The sequence below is a fragment of the Kitasatospora sp. NPDC059973 genome (assembly GCF_042737525.1).
Lineage (GTDB): Bacteria > Actinomycetota > Actinomycetes > Streptomycetales > Streptomycetaceae > Kitasatospora.
Genome location: NZ_JBHWUI010000014.1, coordinates 42,002 through 64,999, shown reverse-complemented (window position 1 = coordinate 64,999; position 22,998 = coordinate 42,002). Strand labels below are relative to the sequence as shown.

The following is a 22,998-nucleotide window of genomic DNA, read 5'->3' as shown; positions in this document are numbered from 1 at the left end:
TCCGGCCGGTCCGGGTGGCTCAGCGCCCGCGGGTGACCACGAAGTCGGGCAGGGCGGCCAGGAACTCCCGCGCCTCGGCGGCCTCCCCGGCCGGGTCGGCGAGGCCCGGCGCCGCCGCCAGCACCTCGGTGATCTCCCGCTCGGCGGCGGCCACCAGCCCGTCCGCCGCGTGCCGGGCGCTCTCCACGCAGTCGTACGCCGTCATCCGGTCCAGCAGCCAGCACACCTCCTCCGCGGCGCCGGGCCCGCGCTGCGCCCGGGTGCGGCCGAGGTGCCGCACGACGCGGGCGCGCTCGGCCGGGGTGCAGCGCTCCAGCAGGTGGATCAGCAGCAGGGTGCGCTTGCCCTCCCAGAGGTCCCCGGCGATCTCCTTGCCGTAGTCCGCCACGGTGCCGACCAGGTTGAGCACGTCGTCCTGGATCTGGAACGCGGCCCCCAGGTACCAGCCGAACCGGTCCAGCCGGGCGGCGTCGGCGCCGGCGCCCTCGGCCACCAGCAGACCGCTGCGGCAGGGGTAGAGGAAGGTGTACCAGGACGTCTTCTTGAGGCACATCCGGTAGTAGTCGGCGGGCACCAGGTCACAGGCGTTGTCGCGGATCCAGGCGATCTCCAGGGCCTGCCCCTCCAGCGACTGCCGGCACATCAGCTCGGTCTCCTCGAACAGCCGCCAGGCCAGTTCGCCGCCCAGCTCGCGCCGGTTGGCCATGAGGCGCCGGAGGCCGAGCAGGTTGGTCGCGTTCCCGACGTTCAGCGCGACCTCGACGCCGTGCTCGGCGGAGATCGTCGGCGCGCCCCGGCGCAGCTCGCTGCCGTCCTGGATGTCGTCGTGGATCAGGAAGCCGTTGTGGAACAGCTCGACCGTGACGGCGGGGTTCAGCGCCCGCTCGGGGTTGCCGCCGAACGCGGCGCAGGTAGCCAGGCAGAGCCCGGCCCGCAGTCCCTTGCACGGCCGGGCCGGGTAGTCGGCCGCCAGCTCGTACAGGTACGGCGGGCTCTCCTCGGGGATGTGGCGCAGCAGCTCCGCCACGGTGCGCTCGCGGTGCCGGGCGAGCACCCGCTCGACCAGGGTGGCGGCGCCGGCGAGCGGCCGGGCGGTGGTCGTCACCCGTGCCGGCCGTCGGCCCCGCCGGGGCGCTCGGCCGGGCTCTGCCGGGGCCCGAAGGTGCTCTCCATGGTCCGGTTGGCGAGCGCCGGCGCCAGCGAGCTGAGGTTGAGCAGCAGGTCGAGGACGTCGTGCGCGTTGGCGGCGAGGCGCTGGGTCTGGTCGGCGGCGTCGCCGGTGGTGCTGCCGAGCAGGCGGCTGCTGACGGCGTCGATCAGCTGGTGGGTGTTCTCCGAGACCCGGCGCACCAGGCGGTCGAACTCCTCCTGGTCGACGTGGTGTTCGCCGGTCAGCCGGTCGCCGGCGGCCTTGGCGTCGGTCAGCCCGGCGGACAGCTCGCGCTCCAGCACCGCGGCCGCCTCCATGACGGCCTGCGAGCCCTGCTCGCCCAACTCGCTGAACCGACCGGCATCGGGCATGGCTGACCTCCTGGTGCGGACCCCGGGCGGACCGGGGCAGGCCGGACCGGCGGTCGGGCAGAGCGCCGCCGTGATCGCTGATCGTACACGCCTGGATGCGGAGCGTGTCCACCCGGTTTTCGGGGTGCGGGCGGGCGTGCCCGGGCGGGCCGCCGCTACGGTCGTGCGGGCGTTCCGTGGGGCCGCCGTCGCACCGATCGGCCCAGCGCGGGCGGCCGGCCGGGCGCCCCGTGGTGCGGCCGGACCCGGCGAGTCGTCCCGCGGGCCGCCGTCGGTCACTGATAGTAGTTGCGTGGTTGCGGTGCGATCGACCGCCGGCTGCTGTCCTGGCCGGTGGAGCGTTCGGCCGGCCCAATCGACTGGTGCGCGCCGCTGCCGCAGTGCTGCTCGCCGCGGTGCCCGGGTGCTGGACAAGGAGCGGTCATGGGTGGCAGAGAGCGCCCGCCGAGAGCGCGGACCCCTCGGCCGGGCAAGGGCGGCGGCCCGGCCGGGCCCCGGGTGGACGCACGGGTGGAGATCGCCCGGCTGGAGGGCTATCTGGCCTGGGAGGCCGAGGTGGCGGCGGCCGAGCGGGACGCCCAGGCGTTCGCGGGCCGGTTCCCCTGGCTGTCGCCCGCCGAACGGGAGGACCTCGAACGGGCCTACGCGGCCGACCGGTTGCGCTACGCCGAGGACGTCGTCGACCGGGCCGTGGAGCGGTGCCGCCAGCTGGCCGCGCGCTACCGCAGCGAGTGCCGGCGGATCTGCGCGCGCTGGGCGGCCGTCTGCCTCTCGGTGGCGCTCGCCGCGGCCCTGCTCGCCGTCGTGCCGGTCGCGCTGCGGGCCTGACCGGGGCGGCGGCCGCGCGCCGGAGTCCGCGGGTGACCGCACGCGACGGGCCCGCCACGCGCTGGACGGCGTGGCGGGCCCGGTCGTGCGGGGTACCGGAGGTCAGTGGTGGCCGTGGCCGCTGGTGATCTCCTCGTGCTCCTGCGCGGTCGGCTTGGCGATCTGGCTGCCCCGGCCGAAGAAGCCGCGCGAGAGCTGGGCCCGGGTGCGGGTGAGCAGGCCGGCCCGGCGGACCACGCCGTTCTCGTCCACCTCGGCCGGCAGCTCCATCGGCTGCGGCTGCTCGTGCGAGGTGAGCGTGTACAGCCGTCCCTGCGGGAGCGGGGCGTGCACCTCGACGAACTCGCCGTGCTGCAGCCGGTTGATGACGCCGGTCTCGCGGCCGTGCAGCACCTTCTCCTTGTCGCGCCGCTGGAGGCCCAGGCACCAGCGCTTGGTGATCACGAACACCACCACCGGGAGGACGAAGAAGCCGATCCGGACCGCGTTGGTGATGGCGTTGATCGACAGGTGGAAGTGGGTGGCGATGAGGTCGTTGCCGCCGCCGATCAGCAGGATCACGTAGAGGCTGACCCAGGCGGCGCCGAAGCCGGTCCGCACCGGCGCGTTGCGCGGGCGGTCCGCGATGTGGTGCTCGCGCCGGTCGCCGGTGACCCAGGCCTCCAGGAACGGGTACGTCCAGATGGCGAAGAGCACCAGCGGGAAGATCATCAGCGGCACGAAGACGCCCATGTTGAGGGTGTGCCCCCAGAGGCCGATCTCCCAGCCCGGCATGATCCGGATCAGGCCCTCGGAGAAGCCCATGTACCAGTCGGGCTGGGCGTCCGTGGACACCTGGTCCGGCCGGTACGGGCCGTAGGCCCAGATCGGGTTGACGGTGGCGATCGCCGCCATCGCGCTGATGATGCCGAACACCAGGAAGAAGAAGCCGCCCGCCTTGGCCATGTAGACCGGCATCAGCGGCATGCCGACGACGTTCTCCTCCTTGCGGCCGGGCCCGGAGAACTGGGTGTGCTTGTGGTAGAAGACCAGGATCAGGTGGGCCACCAGCAGGCCCAGCATGATCCCCGGGATCAGCAGGATGTGCACGGTGAACAGCCGGGGCACGATCACGAAGCCCGGGAACTGGCCGCCGTAGATGAAGAACTGCAGGTACGTGCCGACCAGCGGGACGGCCAGCACCGCGCCCTCCATGAACCGGATGCCGGTGCCGGAGAGCAGGTCGTCGGGCAGCGAGTAGCCCATGAAGCCGTCGAACATGCCGAGGAACAGCAGCAGCGCGCCGAAGATCCAGTTGATCTCGCGCGGCTTGCGGAACGCGCCGGTGAAGAAGACGCGCATCATGTGCACCAGCATCGCGGCGACGAACACGATCGCCGCCCAGTGGTGGATCTGCCGGATCAGCAGACCGCCGCGGATGTCGAAGCTGATGTCGACCGTCGAGGCGTACGCCTCGGACATCCGGATGCCCCGGAGCGGGATGTACGAGCCCTCGTACGTCACCTCGGCCATCGACGGCTGGAAGAACAGGGTCAGCCAGACGCCGGTCAGGATGATGATGATGAAGGTGTACAGGCAGATCTCGCCGAGCATGAAGGACCAGTGGTCCGGGAAGATCTTGCGCAGGTTGGCCTTGGACAGGGCGTAGATGCCGAGCCGGCCGTCGGCCCAGTCGGCGAGGGCCTCGCCCTTGTTCGCGGGCGCCGAGCGCGTGCTGGTGACCGGTCCCGGGCGCGACTGCTGGTGGGCTCTCACGACGGGCTCCCCGGCGTCCGCTGCGTACCGTCCGGGGAGCCCGCCTGCGGAGCTGCCGGCCGGCGGAGTGATGTGATCATGGGACCTCTCGATACGGGGCCGCCGGGGTCGCCGGCGCGCGGATCCGCCGACCCGCTGGCCCCGTTGCTCAAAGTGATGGAGCGCTTACTCTGTCATGCTGTCGGCAGGGGGCCGACTGTGCACGTCCATCGGCCCGGACGGCCGCTCGTGTCGGCCCGTCCGGGGGTGTGCGTGCCGCTGACCGGCCGCCTTCGGGCCGGGAATGGTGCGCCCGGGTGCTGTTGCCGGGGAGCCGAACCGTTTCGGCGCGCGCCGTGCGCGGGGAGGGTGCGGTCCCCGGCCTACGCTGCGCCAATGGTGGATCACCGGGAACTCTACGAGGACGTGACAGCGGCCCTGGCCCGTGCCGGGTTCGACACCGAGCGGGGCCCCTCGGGGCCCTCGGGCCTGCGGATCGCGGAACTGCCCCAGGGCGTGCTGGTCGGCTGGTCGCCGGGCGCGGACCAGGACGCCGGGCAGGGCGCCGAGCCCGGCGGGGACGGCGCCGGCGGGCCGGGCGACGCCGCGCCGCCGCCCGGCGAGGGCATCCGTACGGCGATGACCGGGGCGGTCGCCGCGGTGCTCCGGGAGTCCGGCTACCGGGTGGCCGGGGCTGGGCCGGGCGAGCTGCTGGTGACGGCCGGCCCCCGGGCGCGGGAGGAGGCGGTGCGGTCCGGCGGTGCGCCGGAGGCGGCCGCCGTGCCGGAGCAGTGGTGGGGCTGAGCGGGCGGGGCCCCGGCGGACCCGGGCCCCGGGTGGGGGGTGCCGTCCGCCGGTAGGCACCCCCTACGAGCACGTTCCCGAACACCGTGGACCCGTCGGACGATCACGTCCGGCGGGTCCACGGCGTTCCGGGGGTGCGCCGCGGCCGCCCCTCCTGTACCACGTTCGGGCGCCGGTGGGCCCGCGCGGTGATCCCGGCCGCCGCCGACGGAACGTCAGATCCTCAAGCCTTCCGTCCTGTTGATCTAAGTCTTGAACGCACGAAGCATCTTGCTCTGTTCTTGTCAAGAGTGCGACGGCCAGGGGATCGGCGAGCGGCCCATGGGATTCGCGGATCGATTCTCACGTTCGCACCAGGTGGTGAACGTTGAAGCGAAACCATATGTCCGTTCTGTCATGTCCTGCCAGATTGATACTCGGAGGTTCCTCCAAGCTTCAATGACGAGTAGGCGTTCACGAAGATAACGAAAAGATCTGAATCGTGAGGGCTTGGATTTACTTATTGACGTCATATGCCGAAGACGGATTAACTCCTCCCACCCCGCCGCAGCGCTGCGGCACCGTCACGGAGGCACTCCCCACATGAACGCAACGATGCGTCGCGTCGTCATTGGCACCGCCGCGGTCTCGATGGCCCTTTCGATGGCCGCCTGCGGCAAGGCCGGCAGTGACAAGAAGGACTCCGCGAGCTCCGGGGACAGCAAGTCCATCGGCCTGCTGCTCCCCGAGAACGCCTCCTCCACCCGCTACGAGTCCTTCGACCGGCCGTTCATCGAGGCCAAGGTCAAGGCGCTCTGCTCGGACTGCAAGGTGCAGTACAGCAACGCCGAGGGCAGCGCCGCCAAGCAGAAGCAGCAGTTCGACACCCTGATCGCCCAGGGTGTGAAGGTGATCATCCTGGACGCCTTCGACGCCAAGTCCACCCAGTCCTGGGTGAAGGAGGCGGCGGGCAAGGGCGTCAAGGTCATCGCCTACGACCGGCTCGCCACCGGCCCGGTCTCGGCCTACGTCTCCTTCGACAACGAGAAGGTCGGCGAGCTGCAGGGCCAGGCGCTGGTCGACGCGCTCGGCGCCAAGGCGGCCGACGCCAACATCATCATGATCAACGGTGACGAGGCCGACCCCAACGCCGCGCAGTTCAAGTCGGGCGCGCACAAGGTGCTCGACGGCAAGGTCAAGAAGGTGGTCTACGAGCAGTCCGGCGAGTGGAAGCCCACCGTCGCCGGCCAGAAGACCGGCGCCGCCATCACCCAGCTGGGCAAGGACGGCTTCCAGGCCGTCTACTCCGCCAACGACGGCATGGCGGGCGCCATCATCACCCAGCTGAAGGCCGCGGGCGTCAGCGTCCCGGTCGGCGGTCAGGACGCCGGCCTCGACGCCGTCCAGCGGATCGTCGCCGGGGACCAGGCCTACACCATCTACAAGGCCTACAAGCCGCTCGCCGACAGCGCCGCCGAGCTGGCCGTGAACCTCCTGCAGGGCAAGGACCTCAAGGCCGCGGCGCCGTCCACGGTGGACAGCGACACGGACAAGGGCATCCCGGCCAAGCTGCTGGAGCCCAAGGTCGTCACCAAGGCCAACATCAACGACACCGTCATCGCCGACGGCCTCTACAAGGCCGCCGACATCTGCACCGCGGACTTCGCCGCCGCCTGCACCACCGCCGGCGTCAAGTAGCGCGCCCGCCGGGCTCGAAGGCCACGGCGCTCCCCGTACCGCCCGGGGAGCGCCGGCCCTCCTGCCCGCAGGAACCCCACCCCACCCCACGCACTACCCCGCAGGAGATGGTTCACGTGACAGGCGCACCCGTACTGGCGCTGCGCGCGGTCTCCAAGCGCTTCGGCGCTGTCCAGGCACTCACCGATGTCGACCTCGACGTCCACGCCGGCGAAGTCGTCGCGCTGGTCGGCGACAACGGCGCCGGCAAGTCCACCCTGGTCAAGACGATCGCAGGAGTTCACCCGATCGACGAGGGTGAGATCACCTGGGACGGGCGCCCGGTCCGGGTCACCCGCCCCCAGGAGGCCCAGGCACTCGGCATCGCCACCGTGTACCAGGACCTCGCGCTCTGCGACAACCTCGACGTCGTCGCCAACCTCTTCCTGGGCCGCGAGCTGCGCCGCTTCGGCACGCTGGACGAGGTCGCCATGGAGCGGCGCGCCAAGGAACTGCTGGACACCCTCTCGATCCGGATCCCCAGCGTGCGGATCCCGATCGCCGCGCTCTCCGGCGGCCAGCGCCAGGTCGTGGCGATCGCCCGCGCCCTCGTCGGCGACCCCAGGATCGTGATCCTCGACGAGCCGACCGCGGCGCTCGGCGTCGAGCAGACCGCGCAGGTCCTCGACCTGGTCGAGCGGCTGCGCCAGCGCGGCCTCGGCGTGATCCTGATCAGCCACAACATGGCGGACGTACGGGCGGTCGCCGACACCGTCGCCGTCCTGCGCCTGGGCCGCAACAACGGGGTCTTCCCGGTCGCCGGCACCTCGCCCGAGGAGATCATCTCCGCCATCACCGGCGCCACCGACAACGCCGTCACCCGGCGTCAGGCACGTATCGCGGAGGAAGCGAAGTGAGCACCAGCCAGACCACCCCCACCAACGCCCCGGCACCGGTGGCCGACCCGCGTCTGCTGGTCCGCCAGGGCGGCGTCGCGGGCTACGTGGAGGAGTTCCGCCGCAAGATCAAGAGCGGGGACCTCGGCTCGCTGCCCGTCGTCATCGGCCTGGTCCTGATCGCGGTCATCTTCCAGAGCGTCACCGGCCACTTCCTCCAGGCCGACAACCTGACCAACATCACCAAGTGGATCGCCGGTCCCGGCCTGATCGCCGTCGGTGTCGTCTTCGTCCTGCTGCTCGGCGAGATCGACCTCTCGCTGGGCTCCATCGCGGGCGTCACCTCGGCCATCACCTCCGTCCTGGCGGTCCGTCAGGGCCTCAACGAGGGCCTGGCGATCCTGCTCGCCCTCGTCGCGGCGGTGGCCATGGGCGCCCTGCACGGCTTCTTCTTCGCCAGGATCGGCGTCCCCGCCTTCGTCGTCACCCTGGCCGGCATGCTCGCCTGGAGCGGTCTGCAGGACTACGTCCTCGGCAAGCTCGGCACCGTCAACAACATCAACGACGGCGTCGTCGCCAACCTGGACACCTACTTCCTGGGCGACGGCGACATCGCCTTCGCCTGGCTGGCGGCCGTCCTCGCGATCGTGCTGTTCCTCGGCGGCCAGCTCCTGGACGCCCGCCGCCGCACCACCGCCGGACTGCCCGCCCGCACCACCGGCGAGATAGCGCTGCGCACCGGCGCCCTCGCGGTGCTCGCCCTGGCCGGCGCCTACACCCTCAACCAGGACAGCGGCCTGCCGCTGCCGCTGGTCATCCTGCTCGGCGTCGTCGTGCTGACCGACTTCGTGCTGCGCCGCACCTCCTACGGCCGGCAGATCTTCGCCGTCGGCGGTGGCATCGAGGCCGCCCGCCGCGCGGGCATCAACGTCGCCTGGGTCCGCATCTCGGTCTTCATGATCTCGGCCGGCCTGGCCGGTCTCGGCGGCCTGTTCATCGCCTCCCAGCAGGGCTCGGCGGACAAGACGCTGGGCAGCGGCAACGTGCTGATGAGCGCCATCGCGGCCGCCGTCATCGGTGGCACCAGCCTCTTCGGCGGGCGCGGCAAGACCTGGTCGGCGCTGCTCGGCATCCTGGTCATCCAGTCCATCACCACGGGCCTGGACATGGTGCACGCCGCCCAGGCGATCCAGTACATGATCACCGGCGCCGTGCTGCTGGCCGCCGTCGTCCTGGACTCGGTCTCCCGTCGCACGCAGAAGTCCTCGGGCCGCGGCTGACCACCGCCCCTCGAACGGCCCGGTACCCACCCCCACGGGTACCGGGCCTCCGGCGTTCCCGGGCCCGGGCGGGTGCCGGACGGGCCGGGGCGCGGGACGTTCGTCCCTCCCGTCCGGGTCGGCCGCCCCGCACCCTGGAAGTGGAGCGCCGGCCCGTGGAGGCCGGCCGCACGCACCGAGAGAGGGAAACGCGGCCTTCATGTCCGACGAGCTGATCGTGCACCGCATGGTGGACGCCTTCTTCACCCACTGCCACGACTGTCACGAGCCGCGCGACCCGAACTGCCACACCCGGGCGCACTGGCGCCTGTACCTGGACCTCGATCCGGAGACCGTCGGGCGGATCCGGCACTGGCTGCTGGACCCGGCGAACCCCACCGGCACCGTCGCCGACCGCGCCGTGCTGCTGAACTGGCTCGACACCCAGGAGGCGTGACCCGCCCAGCCGGGCCGGACCCTCGCGCGCCGGTCCTCGCGCCGGGTCCTCTCGCGCCGGGTCCTCTTGCGTCGGGCGATCGTGCGGTGAAAGCCTTTCGTCCCAGCGGTCGCAGGCGTTCGCCCGGGGCCGTGGCGTTCGCGGCAGCGGCCGCGCGCGGCGGGGTACCGGGGCAAGGAGTCGCATGACGGTTCACGAATCGGTGGTCGACGCGATCGGCGGGACGCCGCTGTTCCGGCTGGCCCGGCTCGGCGCCGGCCTCGCGACCCCCGTCTACGCCAAGGCCGAGTTCCTCAGCATCGGCGGGAGCGTGAAGGACCGCGCCGCGCTGTCGATGGTCCTGGCGGCCGAGCGGGACGGCCTGCTCCGGCCCGGTGGGACGATCATCGAGGCGACCTCCGGCAACACCGGGATCGGCCTCACCATCGTCGGCCGCCGGCGCGGCTACCGGGTGATCGCCTGCGTGGCCGACCGGTCCGCCGTCGAGAAGTCGGACATCCTGCGGGCGTACGGCGCCGAGGTGGTGCTCGCCCCGACCACGCTGCCGGCCGAGCACCCGGACCACCTGTTCAACGTGGTGCGCCGGCTCGCCGAGGAGATCCCCGGCGCCTGGCTGGCCAACCAGTACGACAACCCCGCCAACCCCGACGCGCACGTGCGGACCACCGGCCCGGAGCTCTGGGAGCAGACCGGGGGCCGGGTGACCCACTTCGTCGCGGGGGTCGGCACCGGCGGAACGATCAGCGGCACCGGCGCCTTCCTCAAGAAGGCCTCCGGCGGCGGCGTCACGGTGGTCGGCGCGGACCCGGAGTCCTCCCGCTACGGCGGTGGCGACGGCAGCCCCTACTTCGTCGACAGCATCGGCCACTTCCTGCACCCCGGCACGGCGGAGGACCGCTGGCCGGAGTCCTACCACCGCGAGGTCGTCGACCACGTCGAGCGGATCCCTGACCGCGAGTCCCTGCTGACCGCACGGCGGCTGGCCCGTGAGGAGGGACTGCTGGCCGGCCCCTCCTCGGGCACGGCGGTGGCCGCCGCGCTCCGGGTCGCGCGCGGACTCGGCCCCGACGACCTCGTCGTGGTGCTGCTGCCCGACTCCGGCCGGTCCTACCTCTCCAAGCTGTACAGCGACGACTGGCTGCGCCGGTGGGGGTTCCTGGAGGAGCCGCGGGGCGCCGACCACACCGGGCCGACCGTCCGGTCCGTGCTGGACGGTCGGACCGGCGGGCCGGTCACGGTCGCCTCGGACGCCTCGGTGGCCGAAGCCCTGGCCGTGCTGCGCGAGGTGCCCGGCGGCGTCGCGCCGGTGGTGCTGGCCCGGCCGGAGCGCCCGTACGGGGTCAGCGCCACCGAGGTGCTCGGCTCCCTCTCCTCGGCGGCCGTCGAGCGAGCGGTCACCGAGGGCCGCGCCGCGCCCGACGGCCCGGTCACCGCCCTGCTGGGCCCCGCCCTGCCGACGGTCGGCGTCGGCCAGTCGCTCGCCGAGGCCCGGGAGTCGCTCGGGCCCGGCCAGGACGCCGCACTCGTCCTGGTCGACGGCCGGGCCGTCGCGCTGGTGCGGCGCGCCGAGCTGGCCGGCTGAGGCCCGGGGCACCCGGCCCCTCGCTCAGTCGATCCCGCCCCGGCGGATCACCTCCGCGTACCAGTGGGCGCTGGCCTTCGGGGTGCGGGCGAGCGTGTCGTAGTCGACGTGGACGGCGCCGAAGCGCTTGGCGTAGCCGTAGGCCCACTCGAAGTTGTCGAGCAGCGACCAGAGGTAGTAGCCGCGCACGTCGGCGCCGGCTTCGAGGGCGTGGTGGACGGCGGCGAGGTGGGCGCGGATGTAGGCGATCCGCCGGGGGTCGTCGACGCTGCCGTCGGGGCCGACCACGTCCTCGAAGGCCGCGCCGTTCTCGGTGACGAGGAGCGGCAGCCCGTGCTCCCGGTGCAGCGAGGTCAGCAGCTCGGTGAGGCCGGTCGGGTCGATCGGCCACCCCATGGCGGTGAGTTCGCCGGGCGCGCGGTGGAAGGTGACGTCGTCGGCGCCCGGCCAGGGGGAGTGCGGGCTCGCGCCGTGGCCGTCGTGGCGGGCCGTCGCGGCCTCGCCGTCGCGGGCGGCGGAGACCACCGTCGGCGTGTAGTAGTTCAGCCCGAGCAGGTCGATGGGCCGGGAGATCTCGGCGAGGTCGCCGTCGCGCACCAGGTCCGCCCAGTCGACCAGGTGGGCGGTGTCGGCCAGCAGGTCGTCCGGGTAGGCGCCGGCGAACATCGGACCGGTGAAGATCCGGTTGCCCACCGCGTCGATGCGCCGGGCCGCGGCGAGGTCGTCGGGGTGGCCGGTGAGCGGGCGGACGGCGTGCAGGTTGAGCGAGACGGCGATCTCGGCGGTCGAGGGCAGGGCGGCGCGCAGGGCGCCGACGGCGAGGCCGTGCCCGAGGTTGAGGTGGTGGGCGGCGCGGAGCGCGTCGGCCGGGCTGGTGCGGCCGGGGGCGTGGACGCCGGAGCCGTAGCCGAGGAAGGCGCTGCACCAGGGTTCGTTGAGGGTCACCCAGGTGTCGATCCGGTCGCCCAGGGCCTGCGCCGTGAGGGCCGCGTACTCGGCGAAGCGCTCGGCGCTCTCGCGCACCGGCCAGCCGCCGGCGTCCTCCAGGTGCTGCGGGAGGTCCCAGTGGTAGAGGGTGGCGACCGGCCGGATGCCGTGCTCCGCGAGCTCGTCGGCCAGGGCCCGGTAGAAGTCCAGGCCGCTCTCCAGGGCGGGGCCGCGGCCGGTGGGCTGGATCCGTGGCCAGGAGAGCGAGAACCGGTAGGAGGTGAGGCCGAGCCGGGCCATCAGCCGGACGTCCTCGCGGAACCGGTGGTAGTGGTCGACCGCCACGTCGCCGGTCTGCCCGCCGGCGGTCCGGCCGGGGGTGTGGCTGAAGGTGTCCCAGATCGACGGCGTCCGGCCGCCCTCGGCGGCGGCGCCCTCGATCTGGTAGGCGGCGGTGGCGGCGCCCCAGCGGAAGCCGGGCGGGAAGGCCCGGGCGGGGGGTTCGGCCGCGGTGCGGGCGGCCGGGGTGGAGGCGGGGGTGCGGGCGGAGGTGCGGGCCGCGGGGACGGCATCGGTGCGGGCGGGCGGCACGGTGGAGGTCATGGCGGGGATGCTCCCGGGAGGTGGTGGGCGGGGCGGGGGTCAGCGCTCGACGGCGGTTCAGCTCTTGACGGCGGCGTGGGGCGGATTCAGCTCTTGACGGCGCCGGCGGTGATGCCCCCGACGATGTGCCGTCCCAGGACGGCGAAGAGCAGCAGCAGCGGCAGCGTGCCGACCAGGGCGCCGGTCATGATGACCGCCTGGTTGACTTCGTAGGCGCTGCCGCCGCCGATGGCGGACAACGCGACCTGGACGGTCGGGTTCTGCTGGGTCAGGACGACGAAGGGCCAGAAGAAGTCGTTCCAGGACTGCACGAAGACCAGCATCCCCAGCACGGCCATCGCCGGCCGGGCCACCGGCAGCACGACGTGCCAGACGATCCGCAGACTGTGCGCGCCGTCCACCCGGGCCGCCTCGATCAGCTCCACCGGCAGCGCCTCGGCGAGGTACTGCCGCATGAAGAACACCCCGAAGGCGGCCACCAGGGAGGGGAGTACGACGGCCTTCAGCTGGTTGCCCCAGCCCAGGTCGGTGATGATCCGGTAGAGCGGGATCACGCTGAGCTGCGGGGGGATGGTCATGGTGGCGACGACGACGGTCAGCAGGGCGCCCCGGCCGCGGAACGCCAGCTTGGCGAAGGCGAACCCGGCCAGGGTGGAGAACGCGACCGTGCTCAGTGCGACGCAGCCCGCCACGACCGTGGAGTTGAGCAGCGCCCGGCCGAGGTCGGCCTGCTCCCAGGCGGTGGTGATGTTGGTCCACAGCGATCCGCCGGGCAGCAGCGGCGGCGGTGCCTGGGCCACCCGCTCCCCGGTGGAGGAGGCGGCGACGAAGGTCCAGTACAGGGGGAACAGCGAGAGCACGGCGGCGGCCACCAGGACGGCGTAGGTCAGCGGCCCGGCCTTGTCCTGCTCTCCGGCACCGGGCCGCAGCCGGCGCCGGACGGCGCGCAGCGCGCCCGCGAGACGGCCGGGGGCACGGCCGGCGCCGGTGGACGGCCGCGCCGTCGGGGTGGGTTCGAGGGTGGTGGTCATCTCAGCGCCCCTGTCCGGCACGGCCCCGGCGGGCGAGCAGCAGTTGGACGGCGCCGATCAGCAACAGGATCAGCAGCATCGTCCAGGCGACGGCCGACGCACGGCCCAACTGACGGCTCGGCCATCCGAGTTCGTACATGTAGAGGCTCAAGGTCTGGAACTGGTGGGCCGATCCGCCGCTGACCCCGACACCGCCGCCGAAGAGCAGCGGCTCGCCGAACAGCTGGGTGGCCCCGATGGTCGAGACGATCACCGTGAACAGGATGGTGGGCCGGATGGACGGCACGGTGATCCGGGTGAACTGCTGCCAGCGGGAGGCGCCGTCCAGGCTCGCGGCCTCGTAGAGGTCCTTCGGGACGGCCTGCATCGCGGCCAGGTAGATCAGCGCGTTGTAGCCCGTCCAGCGCCAGGTGACGATGGTGGCGACGGCGATCTGGGCGGGCCAGGTGTCGGCGTACCAGTCCGTCCGGCCGACCCCCACCAGTGAGAGCAGCCAGTTGACCAAGCCGTAGTCGGGGTTGAACAGTTGGACGAAGACCAGGGTCGCCGCCGCGATCGAGGTGGCGTAGGGCGCCAGGACCGCCACCCGCAGGAAGCCGCGGCCGCGCAGCCGGTAGTTGAGCAGGTGCGCCAGCCCGAGCGCCATCAGCAGCTGCGGCACGGTGGACAGCACCCCGATGGTGAAGGTGTTGAGCAGCGCGGTGCGGAACTGCTCCGTGCCCCAGAGCCGGGTGTAGTTGCCCAGCCCGCGCCACTCCATCACCCCCGGGTCGAGCAGGTCGACCCGGTGCAGCGAGAGCCAGCCGGTCCACAGCAGGGGGAACAGGCCGAAGGCCGCGAAGCAGAGGAAGAAGGGCGCGATGTACGCGTAGGGCGAGGCCTTGAGGTCGAGTCGGTGCAGGCGCGAGCGCCAGCTGGGGGGCGGCGCGGCGGGGCCGGAGCGGCGCCCTGCGGGCGCGGGCCGGGGCGGGCCGCTGTCCGTCGCGGGCCGGTGGGTGGTGGCCACGGGGGAGTCCTTCCAGGGGTGGCGGGCCGGGCCGGTCCGGGCCGCGGACGGGCCCGGCACCGGAACGGCCGGAGGGGTGGCGCTCAGCCGTTGACCTTGTCGTCGATCAGCTTGGTGACGTTGGTCCAGGCCTTGGCCGGGTCGGTGCCGTGCTGCTCGATGTCGAGGATCCCGTTGTCCGTGATGACGGTCTTGACCGTGCCGTCCTGCTCACCGATCGGTGCCGGCGCGATGTTCTGTGCGGTGGCGGCGAAGATCTTCCCGGTCGGGGTGGTGCCGAAGTAGTCCAAGGTGGCGTTCTGGACGGCGGGTTGAGCCAGTGCTGCGGTGGTCGACGGCAGGTTGCCGACCTTGGCGAAGACCTTGGCCTGCTGCTCGGGCGCGGTCAGCCAGGCGGCCAGCGCGGCGGCTTCCTTCTGGTGCTTGCCGGCCTTGGGCACCGTGAGGAAGGCGCCGCCCCAGTTGGAGGCCACCGGCGCCTGCGCGATGTCCCACTTGCCCTTGCCCGGGTCGCCGGAGTACTTGCTGATGATGCCGGTCATCCAGGACGGGCAGACCACGGTGGCGAACCGGGCGTTGCTGAAGGCGGTGTTCCAGTCGTCCTGGAACTGCCGCAGACCGGCGCTGATACCGGCGCGGGACGCGTCCACGGCGGTCGTCCAGGCCTTCTTCACCCCGGGGCTGTCCCGGTAGACGAGCTTGCCGGAGGCGTCCGAGTACTGCTGGGACTCCGCGGAGAGGGCCGCGTTGAAGAGGCCGCTCGCCGAGTCGGTGAAGAAGGTGCCCGCCGGGGCCTTGGCCTGGTACTGCTTACCGGCGTCGACGAACTTCGCCCAGTCCCCGCTCCACAGCTTGCCGACGGCCTCGCGGTCGGTCGGCAGTCCGGCCTGCTCGAAGAGGTCCTTGCGGTAGCAGACGGCCATCGGGCCGATGTCGGTGCCCAGGCCGATCAGGGCGCCCTTGGCGGTGGTGGCCTGCTTGGCCTTCCACGGCAGCCACGCGTCGGCCCGGACGCCCTCCGCCTTGGAGAGGTCGGTGAACTTGTCGCCGAGCGTGCCGGTGGCCTGCGCGATGTAGCCGACCTCGACGGCCTGGATGTCGTTGAGGCCGCTGCCGGAGGCCAGGTGGGTGGCCAGGGCGTCCCAGTACTTCTGACCGTCCTGGACGGTCTCGTACCGGATGGTGATCGAGGGGTGGGCGGCCATGTACTCGTCGTACAGGCCGGCCTCGCGGTAGCCGAAGGTGCCGAAGTCGCCGACGGAGAGCGTGACTTTGCCACCGCCGTCGGCGGCTGCGCCGGTGGCGGGATCGGCGTCGGAGCCGCCGGCGCAGCCGGTGAGCAGGAGGGCCGAGAGGGTCAGTGCGGTGGTGACGGGGACGGCCCGGCGGCGTGCGCGGGTGGTGGGACGCATGGGGGTTCTCCTCGGTGCCTGTGCGTGGTGGGTGTGGCGGGTGTCTGGCGGCCGGTGTCCGGTGCTCCCGGGGTGGCCGGGTGGCCGGTGCTCCCGGGGGCCGGGTGCGGGTTTGCTCGGGCTTCGGCTCGGGCTCTCTGGTTCCGGCTCGGGCTCTGGTTCCGGCAGTACTCGGCGGACGCGTGCGTGGTGCCCGGCCGGGGTTGATCAGTCAGTGATCCGACGGCCGACCCGGCTCACTGGCGAGCTTGTTGATCGAGTGTCGGACAGCGCCTCCGGCTCCGGTCGGGCGTCGGAGGCTGGCCCCGGTGGCGGCGGGCCGCTAGGGTGGGCGCACCGTCGTGGGAGCGCTCCCAAGCACTAGGGGAAGGTTGCTGGGTGATCGGGTCGGGTGTCAAGGCGGATCGCGCCATCCGTTGCGGGAACGTGTCCTGCGGCGGGCGGCCCACCGGGCCGGCACCCGCCCCCTCGCGCCCGCGCCGCGTCCCGGTGGAGGAGGATGGTCTCCGGGGCGCCCGCCCGGCGCGGCGGCCCCCGTGGCGAGGTCTTGGAGAGGTGGACGATGGCACAGGCGGCGAGTGGGACGGCCGGCGCGTCGGGCAGTGGGTCACGGGGCTCGGCACGGCCGACCCTGGAGGAGGTGGCCGCCCTCGCCGGCGTGGGCCGCGGCACGGTCTCCCGGGTGGTCAACGGCTCGCCCCGGGTGAGCGACAAGGCCCGGGAGGCGGTCCAGGCCGCGATCGCCGAACTCGGCTACGTGCCGAACCGGGCGGCGCGGGCCCTGGTCACCTCCCGGACGGACGCCGTCGCCCTGGTCGTTCCGGAGGCGGAGACCAGGCTCTTCTCCGAGCCCTACTTCTCCGACATCATCAGCGGCGTCGCGGCCGAACTCAGCGAGACCGACATGCAGTTGCTGCTGATCCTGGTCCGCAACCAGCGCGAGCGCGACCGGCTGGCCGCGTACCTGTCGGCCCAGCGGGTGGACGGCGTGCTGCTCGTCGCGGTGCACCGGGACGACCCGCTGCCCGGCCTGCTGGAGAGCCTGGAGATCCCGTCGGTGCTGGCCGGCCGGCGCAACGACCACGAGGTCCTCAGCTATGTCCACGCCGACAACGCCGGCGGTGCGCGGATGGCCGTCCGGCACCTGCTGCGGCGCGGCTGCGGCCGGGTGGCCACCATCACCGGCCCGCTGGACATGGAGGTGGCGCTGGCCCGCCTGGACGGCTACCGCCGGGCCCTGGAGGAGGCCGGGCAGACGTACGAGGAGGACCTCGTCGGTCTGGCCGACTTCACCGAGGAGGGCGGGCGGCAGGCGATGCGGGCGCTGCTGGAGCGGCGGCCCGACCTCGACGCGGTGTTCTGCGCCTCGGACGTGATGGCGGCCGGGGCCATGCAGGTGCTCCGGGCGGCCGGCCGGCGGATTCCGGACCAGGTCGCGGTGATCGGGTTCGACGACTCGATCGTGGCCCGGCACACCGAACCGGCGATGACCAGCGTCCGCCAGCCGATCGAGGAGATGGGGCGGACCATGGCCCGGCTGCTCCTGGAGGAGATCGCCGGGCGGCACCGGGGCAGCCGGCAGGTGGTGCTGGCGACCGAGCTGGTGGTCCGCGACTCCGCCTGACGGGGGCCTGCCCGCGTCCCTGGCGGGAGTACCGGCTTGGCGGGAGCCTCCTGTGCGGCGGGAGCCCCCTGTGTGGCGGGAACCGCTGACCGGCCGGAACGCTGGGGACAGCACCGGTGCCGGCCCCGCCGTCGTGGCGGAGCCGACACCGGGCCGGTCGGGCGTCAGCTCGTCGTGCAGCTCAGCGTGGGCGCGGTGTTGCCGCCGGAGTAACCGGCGCCGAACCCGAAGGCGGTGCTCGCGCCCGCCGCCAGCGCGCCGTTGTACGGGGCGTTGGTGACGGTCACGCTCGGGCCGGACTGCGCGAGGACGCCGTTCCAGAGGTTGCTCACCTGCTGGGTACCGCCCCAGGTCCAGGTCACCTTCCAGTGCGTGGCGGCGGCCGTACCGGTGTTGGTGACGGTGACGTCGGCGTTGAAGCCGCTGCCCCAGTCGCTGCCGACCCGGTAGGTCGCGGTGCAGCCGGAGCTCCCGCCGCCGCTGCCCGCGGCGGTGGTGACGGTGAGGGCCGCCGAGGCCGTCGAGGCGTTGCCCGCCGCGTCACGTGCGACCACGGTGTAGCGGTAGGCGGTCGAGGCGGTCAGCCCGCCGTCGGTGTAGGTGGTGCCGCCGGCGCCCGTGGTGGACCCGACCGCCGTGCCGTTGCGGTAGACGTCGTACCCCGTGACCCCGACGTTGTCGGTCGAGGCCGTCCAGGCCAGCGAGACGGTGGCGGCCGTGGTGGCGGTGGAGCGGAGCCCGGCCGGGGTGCTCGGCGGCGTGGTGTCGCCGGTGCCGCCGCCGGTCACCGGGGGGTAGGCGTTCTTCAGCAACTCCTGGAACTGGGCGGAGAACCAGGCCCCGGCCAGCGGCGCGCCCGGCAGGGCGCCGGAGAGGTGGAAGTTGTTGCGTGCGTTGCCCGTGTACGTCGGGTCGCACATCCGGTCGAAGCCCTTCCCCTCGTCGTTGGGGACGTACTGGCTGGCGCCGTCCGACTCACCCGGGGGCTTCACCCACACGTAGGCGTCGATGCCCGGCTCGGGTGCGGTCCGCGGACGCTCGCCGAGGCCGGCCCCGGACTGGTTGCACCAGTTGCCGGTCTGGAACCGCCGGTCGGTCCGGCCGCCGTCCACGTAGCTGTCCACGCTGGTTCGGGCGCCCGGCCCGGTCGGGCGGGCCGCCCCACCCCAGCCGTTGCGCGAGGTGTCGATCAGCATGCCGATGGCCGGGTCGAAGCCGGCGCTGACGGCCTTCTGCCGGAAGGCCTGGGCGTAGGAGAGCTCGTCGACGTAGCGGTTCCAGTCCACCCAGGCGCTCTGGCGCACCGAGGTGCCGTTCACCGAGTCGTCGATCGTGTAGTAGGGCTCCTTCAGGGCCGAGTAGTTGGCGGTGTTGACGATGAAGCCGTGCACGTTGGCGGTGGTGGAGCCGGCGGCCGTCGCGGCCTGGCGGAGGACGTCGACGGCCGGGCCGAGGTTGGAGTCCCAGCCGAGCCAGCCGTGGTGGCCGGCATCGACGTAGTTGTAGACGTTCGGGACGGCGCCCAGCTTGGCCAGTGCGTAGCCGACGCCGTTCACGTAGTTGCCGTTGGCCTTCATGGTGTCGCACTGCGGGGTGGCGGTGGCGGTGCCGCCCGCGTTGGTGACCAGGTTCGGCAGCGAGTCGATCTCGACCGTGGTGACGATCCGAAGCCCGGCGTAGGCGGGATCGGCCAGCACGGCGGCGATCGGGTCGATGAACTCGGTCCGGTAGCGGCCGATCTCGGTCGGGCCGAGTTCGCCGTTGGAGGCGAGGGCGGAGCAGTCGCGGCCGGGGAGGTCGTAGATGACGAGCTGGACGACGAAGGGCTTGCCCGCCGCCTGCCGGACGGCGTTGTCGAGGTGTCCGCGCAGGCCCAGGTGGCCGGCGGTGCCGTTGATGGCGGCGATGCGGTCGAGCCAGACGGCGGTCGGCTGGCCCGCGACGGCGCTGCCGCCGGGTTCGGCGGCGGCGTTCGCGGCCCACTCGGGGTTCACGTAGACGCCCGCGCCGGCATAGGGGTTGTCGACCCGGGCGGCCGACGTTGAGGCCTCCGCCGCAGCGGCTGAGGCGGGGGTGGCGGAGGCGGTGGCGACGGGCAGGAGGCTGGTGGCGCCGAGCGCCGCGACGGCGGCGAGGGTGCGCAGCCGGTGGAGCACGGGCCTGCGGCGGGTGCGTCCGCCGTTGTGGTGGCCGGAAGGCATGGGGAGTCCTTTCGGGTGGGGGACCCAGGGGTAAGGGCGCCGGTCCGGGGCGCCGGAGTGGGATCGCTCCCATCAGAGGTGAGAGCGATCCCGGTGCAGGTCTCCGGCGGGTGGGCCGGGATAGTTGCCGAATTGCGGGAAGACCATCAATTCGGCTGCTGTGCGCGTGAGATGGAGTCAGACTCCGGCTCCCCGCTATCAACCCATGAACGGTTGGAGGCGTCAAGGCGTTCGACGCAAATGCGTGGGAGCGCTCCCGTAGTGAGTCCGTGGTGGGCCTCGGCGAGCGTCGGGTGGGTCTGGGTGGGCTGTCTGCGGTACGGCCTGGTGTCTGGTGGCTGGTGCCCGGTGGCTGGTGCCCGGTGCCCGGTGCCCGGTGCCCGGTGCCCGGTGCCCGGTGCCCGGTGCCCGGTGGCTGGTGGTGCCGGGTGGGCGGAGGCCCTGCTGCCGTCAGGGCGTGACGGTGCACGTCGGCACCGGCGGGGAGGCGCCGAGCCGGCCGCTGCCCTGAAGGCCGAAGGTCGTCGAAGCGCCGGGCGCCAAGGCGCTGTTGTACGCCAGGCCGGTCGCGGTGACCGTGCTCGCCGACTGGGTGACGGCGGCGTTCCAGGTACCGGTCGGCTGCCACCCGGCGGGCCGGTCCCAGGCGGCCGTCCAGGTGCTACCGGCCCGGCTCCCGGTGTTGGTGACCGTCACGGTCGCGGTGAACCCGGTGTCCCACTGGCTGTCCGTGTGCCAACTGGCCGTGCAGCCGGTGGTGCCGGCAGGCCCCGCGGTGGTCACGGTCGTCGCCCCGGAGGCGGCCGAGACGTTCCCGGCGGCGTCCCGGGCGGTGACGGTGTAGGTGTAGGCGGTCGCCGGGGCGAGGCCGGTGTCCGTGTACGTGGTGCCCGTGACTGTGCCCACCAGCGTGGCGCCCCGGTGGACGTCGTAGCCGGTGACGCCCGTGTCGTCCTGGGAGGCGGCCCAGCCGAGGGTGGCGGAGGTGGCGGTGACAGCGGTCGCCGTGAGACCGGTGGGGGCCGTCGGCGACCGCGTGTCGCCGACACCGCCGCCGGCGGCGAACCCCGGGGCCTTGACGGCCGTGAGGTAGCCGTCCTTCACCGTGTCCACGGTGGTCCAGTCGTCCTTGAGGATCCCGCCGGTGTCGCCCGAGTTCGGGTTCCAGGACCAGAACGTCCAGGAGAAGGCGTCCGCGCCCGCCTGCGCGGTGGGCCGCAGGTACTGGGTGAGCGCGGTCAGCCAGGTCCGGTCGGCGGCTGCTTGCAGAGTGGAGCCGAACTCGCCGACCCACACCGGCGCGATGTTCTGTCGGAACAGGTAGCCCCAGTTGGAGTCCCACACCGCGGGCAGGTTGGCGGGGAACGCCGGGTCGTCGAACCACGGTTGGCGCGCCACGCTCGTGGCGTACTCGTGCGCGGAGTAGACGAGGCGGTTCGGCACGCCCAGCCGGACCGGGTACGCCGCCGCACCGCGGAGGTTCCCGCCCCACCAGGTCGAACTGCCCTGGAAGCTCTGCACGCCCTCGACGAGGACGAGCAGCGAGGAGTTGGCCCCCAGGACGGCCTCGCCGCCGCGCTCGGCCGCCAGGCGCCAGTCGAGCGCCGGGTCGCCGCAGCCCCAACAGGCCGGATCGTGCGGCTCGTTGTGCAGGTCGATGCCGATGACGGTGGGGTTGCCGGCGTAGCGCGCGGCGATCGCCCGGAGGTCGGCGAGCCAGGTGCTCTCCGGGACGGCGCTCGTGTACCAGAGCGCCGACTGCCCACCGGCGTCCGGGCGGTGGCGGTCGAGGATCACCTTGAGCCCGGCGGATCCGGCCCGGTCGACGATCCGGTCCATCACCTGGAGCGAGGTCAGGCCCTCGAGGTCGGCGTTCATGCCGCCGGAGTGGTTGACGCCGGTCGGTACGGAGCCCCGGAAGAGGTCGTCGCTGTAGGGCAGGCGGATGGTGTTGAAGCCGAGGGCGCGCATCTGGTCGATCATGCTGCCGTAGTCGCGGGCCCAGAGGCCGTGCGGAACGTGGTCGGCTGTTTCGAAGCCGAACCAGTTGACTCCGGCGATCCGGACGGGTCGGCCGGCCTCGTCGAGCAGTTGGCGCCCGCTGGTGTGCCAGTAGCCGGAGCCCGGGGCGGTGGCGCCGGGTGCTCCCGTCGCTCCCGTCGCTGCGGGGGCGGGGGCGCTGGTCGGGGTGGTGGGGGCGGCGTGCGCGGGTGGGGCCGACAGGAGCACGGCCGCCGTGAGAGCGAGCGCTGTCACGATCCTGCGCAGGCGGCGTAGGGGGTGGGACACGTCGGTCTTCCTCTCCGAGGAGTGCGGCGGCGGTCCGGGCGGGCCTCCGCCGGTGGGCACCGGCCGGGGCGGAGCGGGTTCCTGTGGGTGGTTCCTGCGGGGCGGGGTGGGGCGGGATGAGGAGTGCGGGAGCGCTCCCACCTTCAGGTACGGGGAAGCTCCGGTGTTCTCGGGGTGGGGCGGCCGGTGCGGTGTCGTCGCTGGGTGGTGCGTCGCGGACGGAGGTGGGGACATCACCCCCCTGGGGCATGAGGCACCCACATCGCCGTCGATGCTCGGGACCGGGCGACGTTCACACCATGAAATCGACAACCCGTCGAGGGCGTCAAGGACGGCGTTGGCGTTCAACTCTTGTCGGCGGCCTGGCGGATGCCGTCCGACGGCGCGGCCGGACGGCGTTGCGACGGTCCGATCAGTTGCCCGGTTGCCTGGTCGGAAGGCATCTTGTCCGGCCTTGTTCGGCCGTCGCTCGTCAGGGCTCGTGTCGTGGCGTCGCGCGGCCTGCCGCTGTTGAGCGAGGCCGCCGACATCCTGCGGATGACCGACCACGACGCAGACGTCGAGTACGGGCGGTGGGTGCTGATCGAGGATTCCGGAGCGCGACCGCCCAGGAGCAGGCATCCGGCCACGGTGATCCGCTACCGTGATCCGCCATGCGAACCCTTGACCGCGGCCGGACGGCGCTCGTCCTGGTCGACCTGATGGACCGGATCGTCGCCCTGCCGCTGGCACCGCACGCGGGGACCGAGGTGCTCAGGGCGTCGCTGGAACTGGCGGCGGCCTTCCGGGCAGCGGGTGCCCCCGTCGTCGCCCTGCGCGTCGAGCGCCCGAACGTCGCCGAGCAGCCGCCCGGCAGTGGGCTGGTCGCGGAGGTGGCGGCGACGGCCGATGCCGTATTGGTGAAGCGCACCATCGGCGGGTTCCAGGACACCGGGCTGCACGACCTGCTCCAGGGGCGCGGCGTGGACACGCTGGTGTTCGCCGGCATCGCGACCAACCTGGGCGTGGAGTCGACCGCTCGGGCAGCCGCCGACCACGGCTACGAGCTGGTGTTCGTCGAGGATGCGATGGCGGCCCTGACGGAGGCGGAGCACCGGTCGGCGGTCGACCTCGACCTGCCCCGCTTCGGCGAGGTGGTGGCGCGGGAAGCCGTCCGTCTCTCGTGACC

Annotated in this window: 18 protein-coding genes; 9 read left to right on the top strand and 9 right to left on the bottom strand. The window is 73.0% G+C overall.

What is annotated here, in order from left to right:
* Positions 1-19: 19 nt before the first annotated feature.
* Together ACFWA9_RS06620 and ACFWA9_RS06615 are read right to left on the bottom strand one after the other, a co-directional pair.
* Positions 20-1,105 (bottom strand): polyprenyl synthetase family protein, encoded by a 1,086-nt coding sequence (locus ACFWA9_RS06620; RefSeq protein ID WP_380383759.1) that lies wholly within the window; start codon positions 1,103-1,105, stop codon positions 20-22.
* A complete protein-coding gene (locus ACFWA9_RS06615) occupies positions 1,102-1,521 on the bottom strand; it encodes a hypothetical protein (protein WP_380383756.1) in 420 nt (139 codons plus the stop codon). Before ACFWA9_RS06615 ends, ACFWA9_RS06620 begins: the two co-directional genes overlap by 4 nt.
* 423 nt (positions 1,522-1,944) lie before the next feature.
* On the opposite strand from ACFWA9_RS06615, the gene ACFWA9_RS06610 reads away from it, so the two are divergent.
* Positions 1,945-2,349: a hypothetical protein gene (locus ACFWA9_RS06610; RefSeq protein WP_380383753.1), complete on the top strand. Its 405-nt coding sequence runs from the start codon at positions 1,945-1,947 to the stop codon at positions 2,347-2,349.
* Between the two features lie 102 nt (positions 2,350-2,451).
* On the opposite strand, the gene ACFWA9_RS06605 is transcribed toward ACFWA9_RS06610, so the two are convergent.
* A complete protein-coding gene (locus ACFWA9_RS06605; protein ID WP_380383750.1) occupies positions 2,452-4,104 on the bottom strand; it encodes a cytochrome bc complex cytochrome b subunit in 1,653 nt (550 codons plus the stop codon).
* A 375-nt stretch (positions 4,105-4,479) separates the two neighbouring features.
* Between ACFWA9_RS06605 and ACFWA9_RS06600 the strand changes: the two genes are divergently transcribed.
* The 6 genes from ACFWA9_RS06600 to ACFWA9_RS06575 all read left to right on the top strand — a co-directional run bounded on the left by ACFWA9_RS06600 (position 4,480) and on the right by ACFWA9_RS06575 (position 10,737).
* A complete protein-coding gene (locus ACFWA9_RS06600; protein ID WP_380383747.1) occupies positions 4,480-4,887 on the top strand; it encodes a hypothetical protein in 408 nt (135 codons plus the stop codon).
* A 582-nt stretch (positions 4,888-5,469) separates the two neighbouring features.
* Positions 5,470-6,564 (top strand): substrate-binding domain-containing protein, encoded by a 1,095-nt coding sequence (locus tag ACFWA9_RS06595; RefSeq protein ID WP_352292000.1) that lies wholly within the window; start codon positions 5,470-5,472, stop codon positions 6,562-6,564.
* Between the two features lie 107 nt (positions 6,565-6,671).
* The gene (locus ACFWA9_RS06590) at positions 6,672-7,460 is read left to right on the top strand and encodes an ATP-binding cassette domain-containing protein (protein ID WP_329485943.1); all 789 of its coding nucleotides are present in this window, start codon (positions 6,672-6,674) and stop codon (positions 7,458-7,460) included.
* Positions 7,457-8,719, top strand: a complete 1,263-nt coding sequence (locus ACFWA9_RS06585) for a sugar ABC transporter permease (RefSeq protein WP_329485941.1) — start codon at positions 7,457-7,459, stop codon at positions 8,717-8,719. The genes ACFWA9_RS06590 and ACFWA9_RS06585 overlap by 4 nt, the downstream gene beginning before the upstream one ends.
* A gap of 199 nt (positions 8,720-8,918) precedes the next feature.
* Complete coding sequence (locus ACFWA9_RS06580) at positions 8,919-9,155, top strand: hypothetical protein (RefSeq protein ID WP_380383743.1); 237 nt, start codon at positions 8,919-8,921, stop codon at positions 9,153-9,155.
* 184 nt (positions 9,156-9,339) lie between these two features.
* The gene (locus ACFWA9_RS06575; RefSeq protein WP_380383740.1) at positions 9,340-10,737 is read left to right on the top strand and encodes a pyridoxal-phosphate dependent enzyme; all 1,398 of its coding nucleotides are present in this window, start codon (positions 9,340-9,342) and stop codon (positions 10,735-10,737) included.
* A gap of 24 nt (positions 10,738-10,761) precedes the next feature.
* Here ACFWA9_RS06575 and ACFWA9_RS06570 read toward each other — a convergent pair whose 3' ends face one another.
* The 4 genes from ACFWA9_RS06570 to ACFWA9_RS06555 form a co-directional block, all read right to left on the bottom strand.
* Entirely contained in the window at positions 10,762-12,267 is a 1,506-nt protein-coding gene (locus tag ACFWA9_RS06570) for a GH1 family beta-glucosidase (RefSeq protein ID WP_380383738.1), read from the bottom strand.
* A gap of 86 nt (positions 12,268-12,353) precedes the next feature.
* Entirely contained in the window at positions 12,354-13,298 is a 945-nt protein-coding gene (locus tag ACFWA9_RS06565; protein WP_380383735.1) for a carbohydrate ABC transporter permease, read from the bottom strand.
* A 1-nt stretch (position 13,299) separates the two neighbouring features.
* Positions 13,300-14,304 carry a carbohydrate ABC transporter permease gene (locus ACFWA9_RS06560; protein ID WP_380383733.1) on the bottom strand — a complete coding sequence of 335 codons (1,005 nt, stop codon included), beginning with the start codon at positions 14,302-14,304 and terminating at the stop codon, positions 13,300-13,302.
* A gap of 83 nt (positions 14,305-14,387) precedes the next feature.
* Positions 14,388-15,716: an ABC transporter substrate-binding protein gene (locus tag ACFWA9_RS06555; protein ID WP_380383730.1), complete on the bottom strand. Its 1,329-nt coding sequence runs from the start codon at positions 15,714-15,716 to the stop codon at positions 14,388-14,390.
* Between the two features lie 562 nt (positions 15,717-16,278).
* On the opposite strand from ACFWA9_RS06555, the gene ACFWA9_RS06550 reads away from it, so the two are divergent.
* Entirely contained in the window at positions 16,279-17,340 is a 1,062-nt protein-coding gene (locus ACFWA9_RS06550; RefSeq protein WP_359804485.1) for a LacI family DNA-binding transcriptional regulator, read from the top strand.
* A 164-nt stretch (positions 17,341-17,504) separates the two neighbouring features.
* On the opposite strand, the gene ACFWA9_RS06545 is transcribed toward ACFWA9_RS06550, so the two are convergent.
* Both ACFWA9_RS06545 and ACFWA9_RS06540 read right to left on the bottom strand, forming a co-directional pair.
* On the bottom strand, positions 17,505-19,541 hold the full coding sequence (locus ACFWA9_RS06545; RefSeq protein ID WP_380383727.1) for a glycoside hydrolase family 6 protein: 2,037 nt from the start codon (positions 19,539-19,541) through the stop codon (positions 17,505-17,507).
* Between the two features lie 450 nt (positions 19,542-19,991).
* Positions 19,992-21,830 (bottom strand): cellulase family glycosylhydrolase, encoded by a 1,839-nt coding sequence (locus tag ACFWA9_RS06540; protein ID WP_380383724.1) that lies wholly within the window; start codon positions 21,828-21,830, stop codon positions 19,992-19,994.
* Between the two features lie 653 nt (positions 21,831-22,483).
* Between ACFWA9_RS06540 and ACFWA9_RS06535 the strand changes: the two genes are divergently transcribed.
* A complete protein-coding gene (locus ACFWA9_RS06535; protein WP_352292018.1) occupies positions 22,484-22,996 on the top strand; it encodes an isochorismatase family protein in 513 nt (170 codons plus the stop codon).
* Positions 22,997-22,998 lie beyond the last annotated feature (2 nt).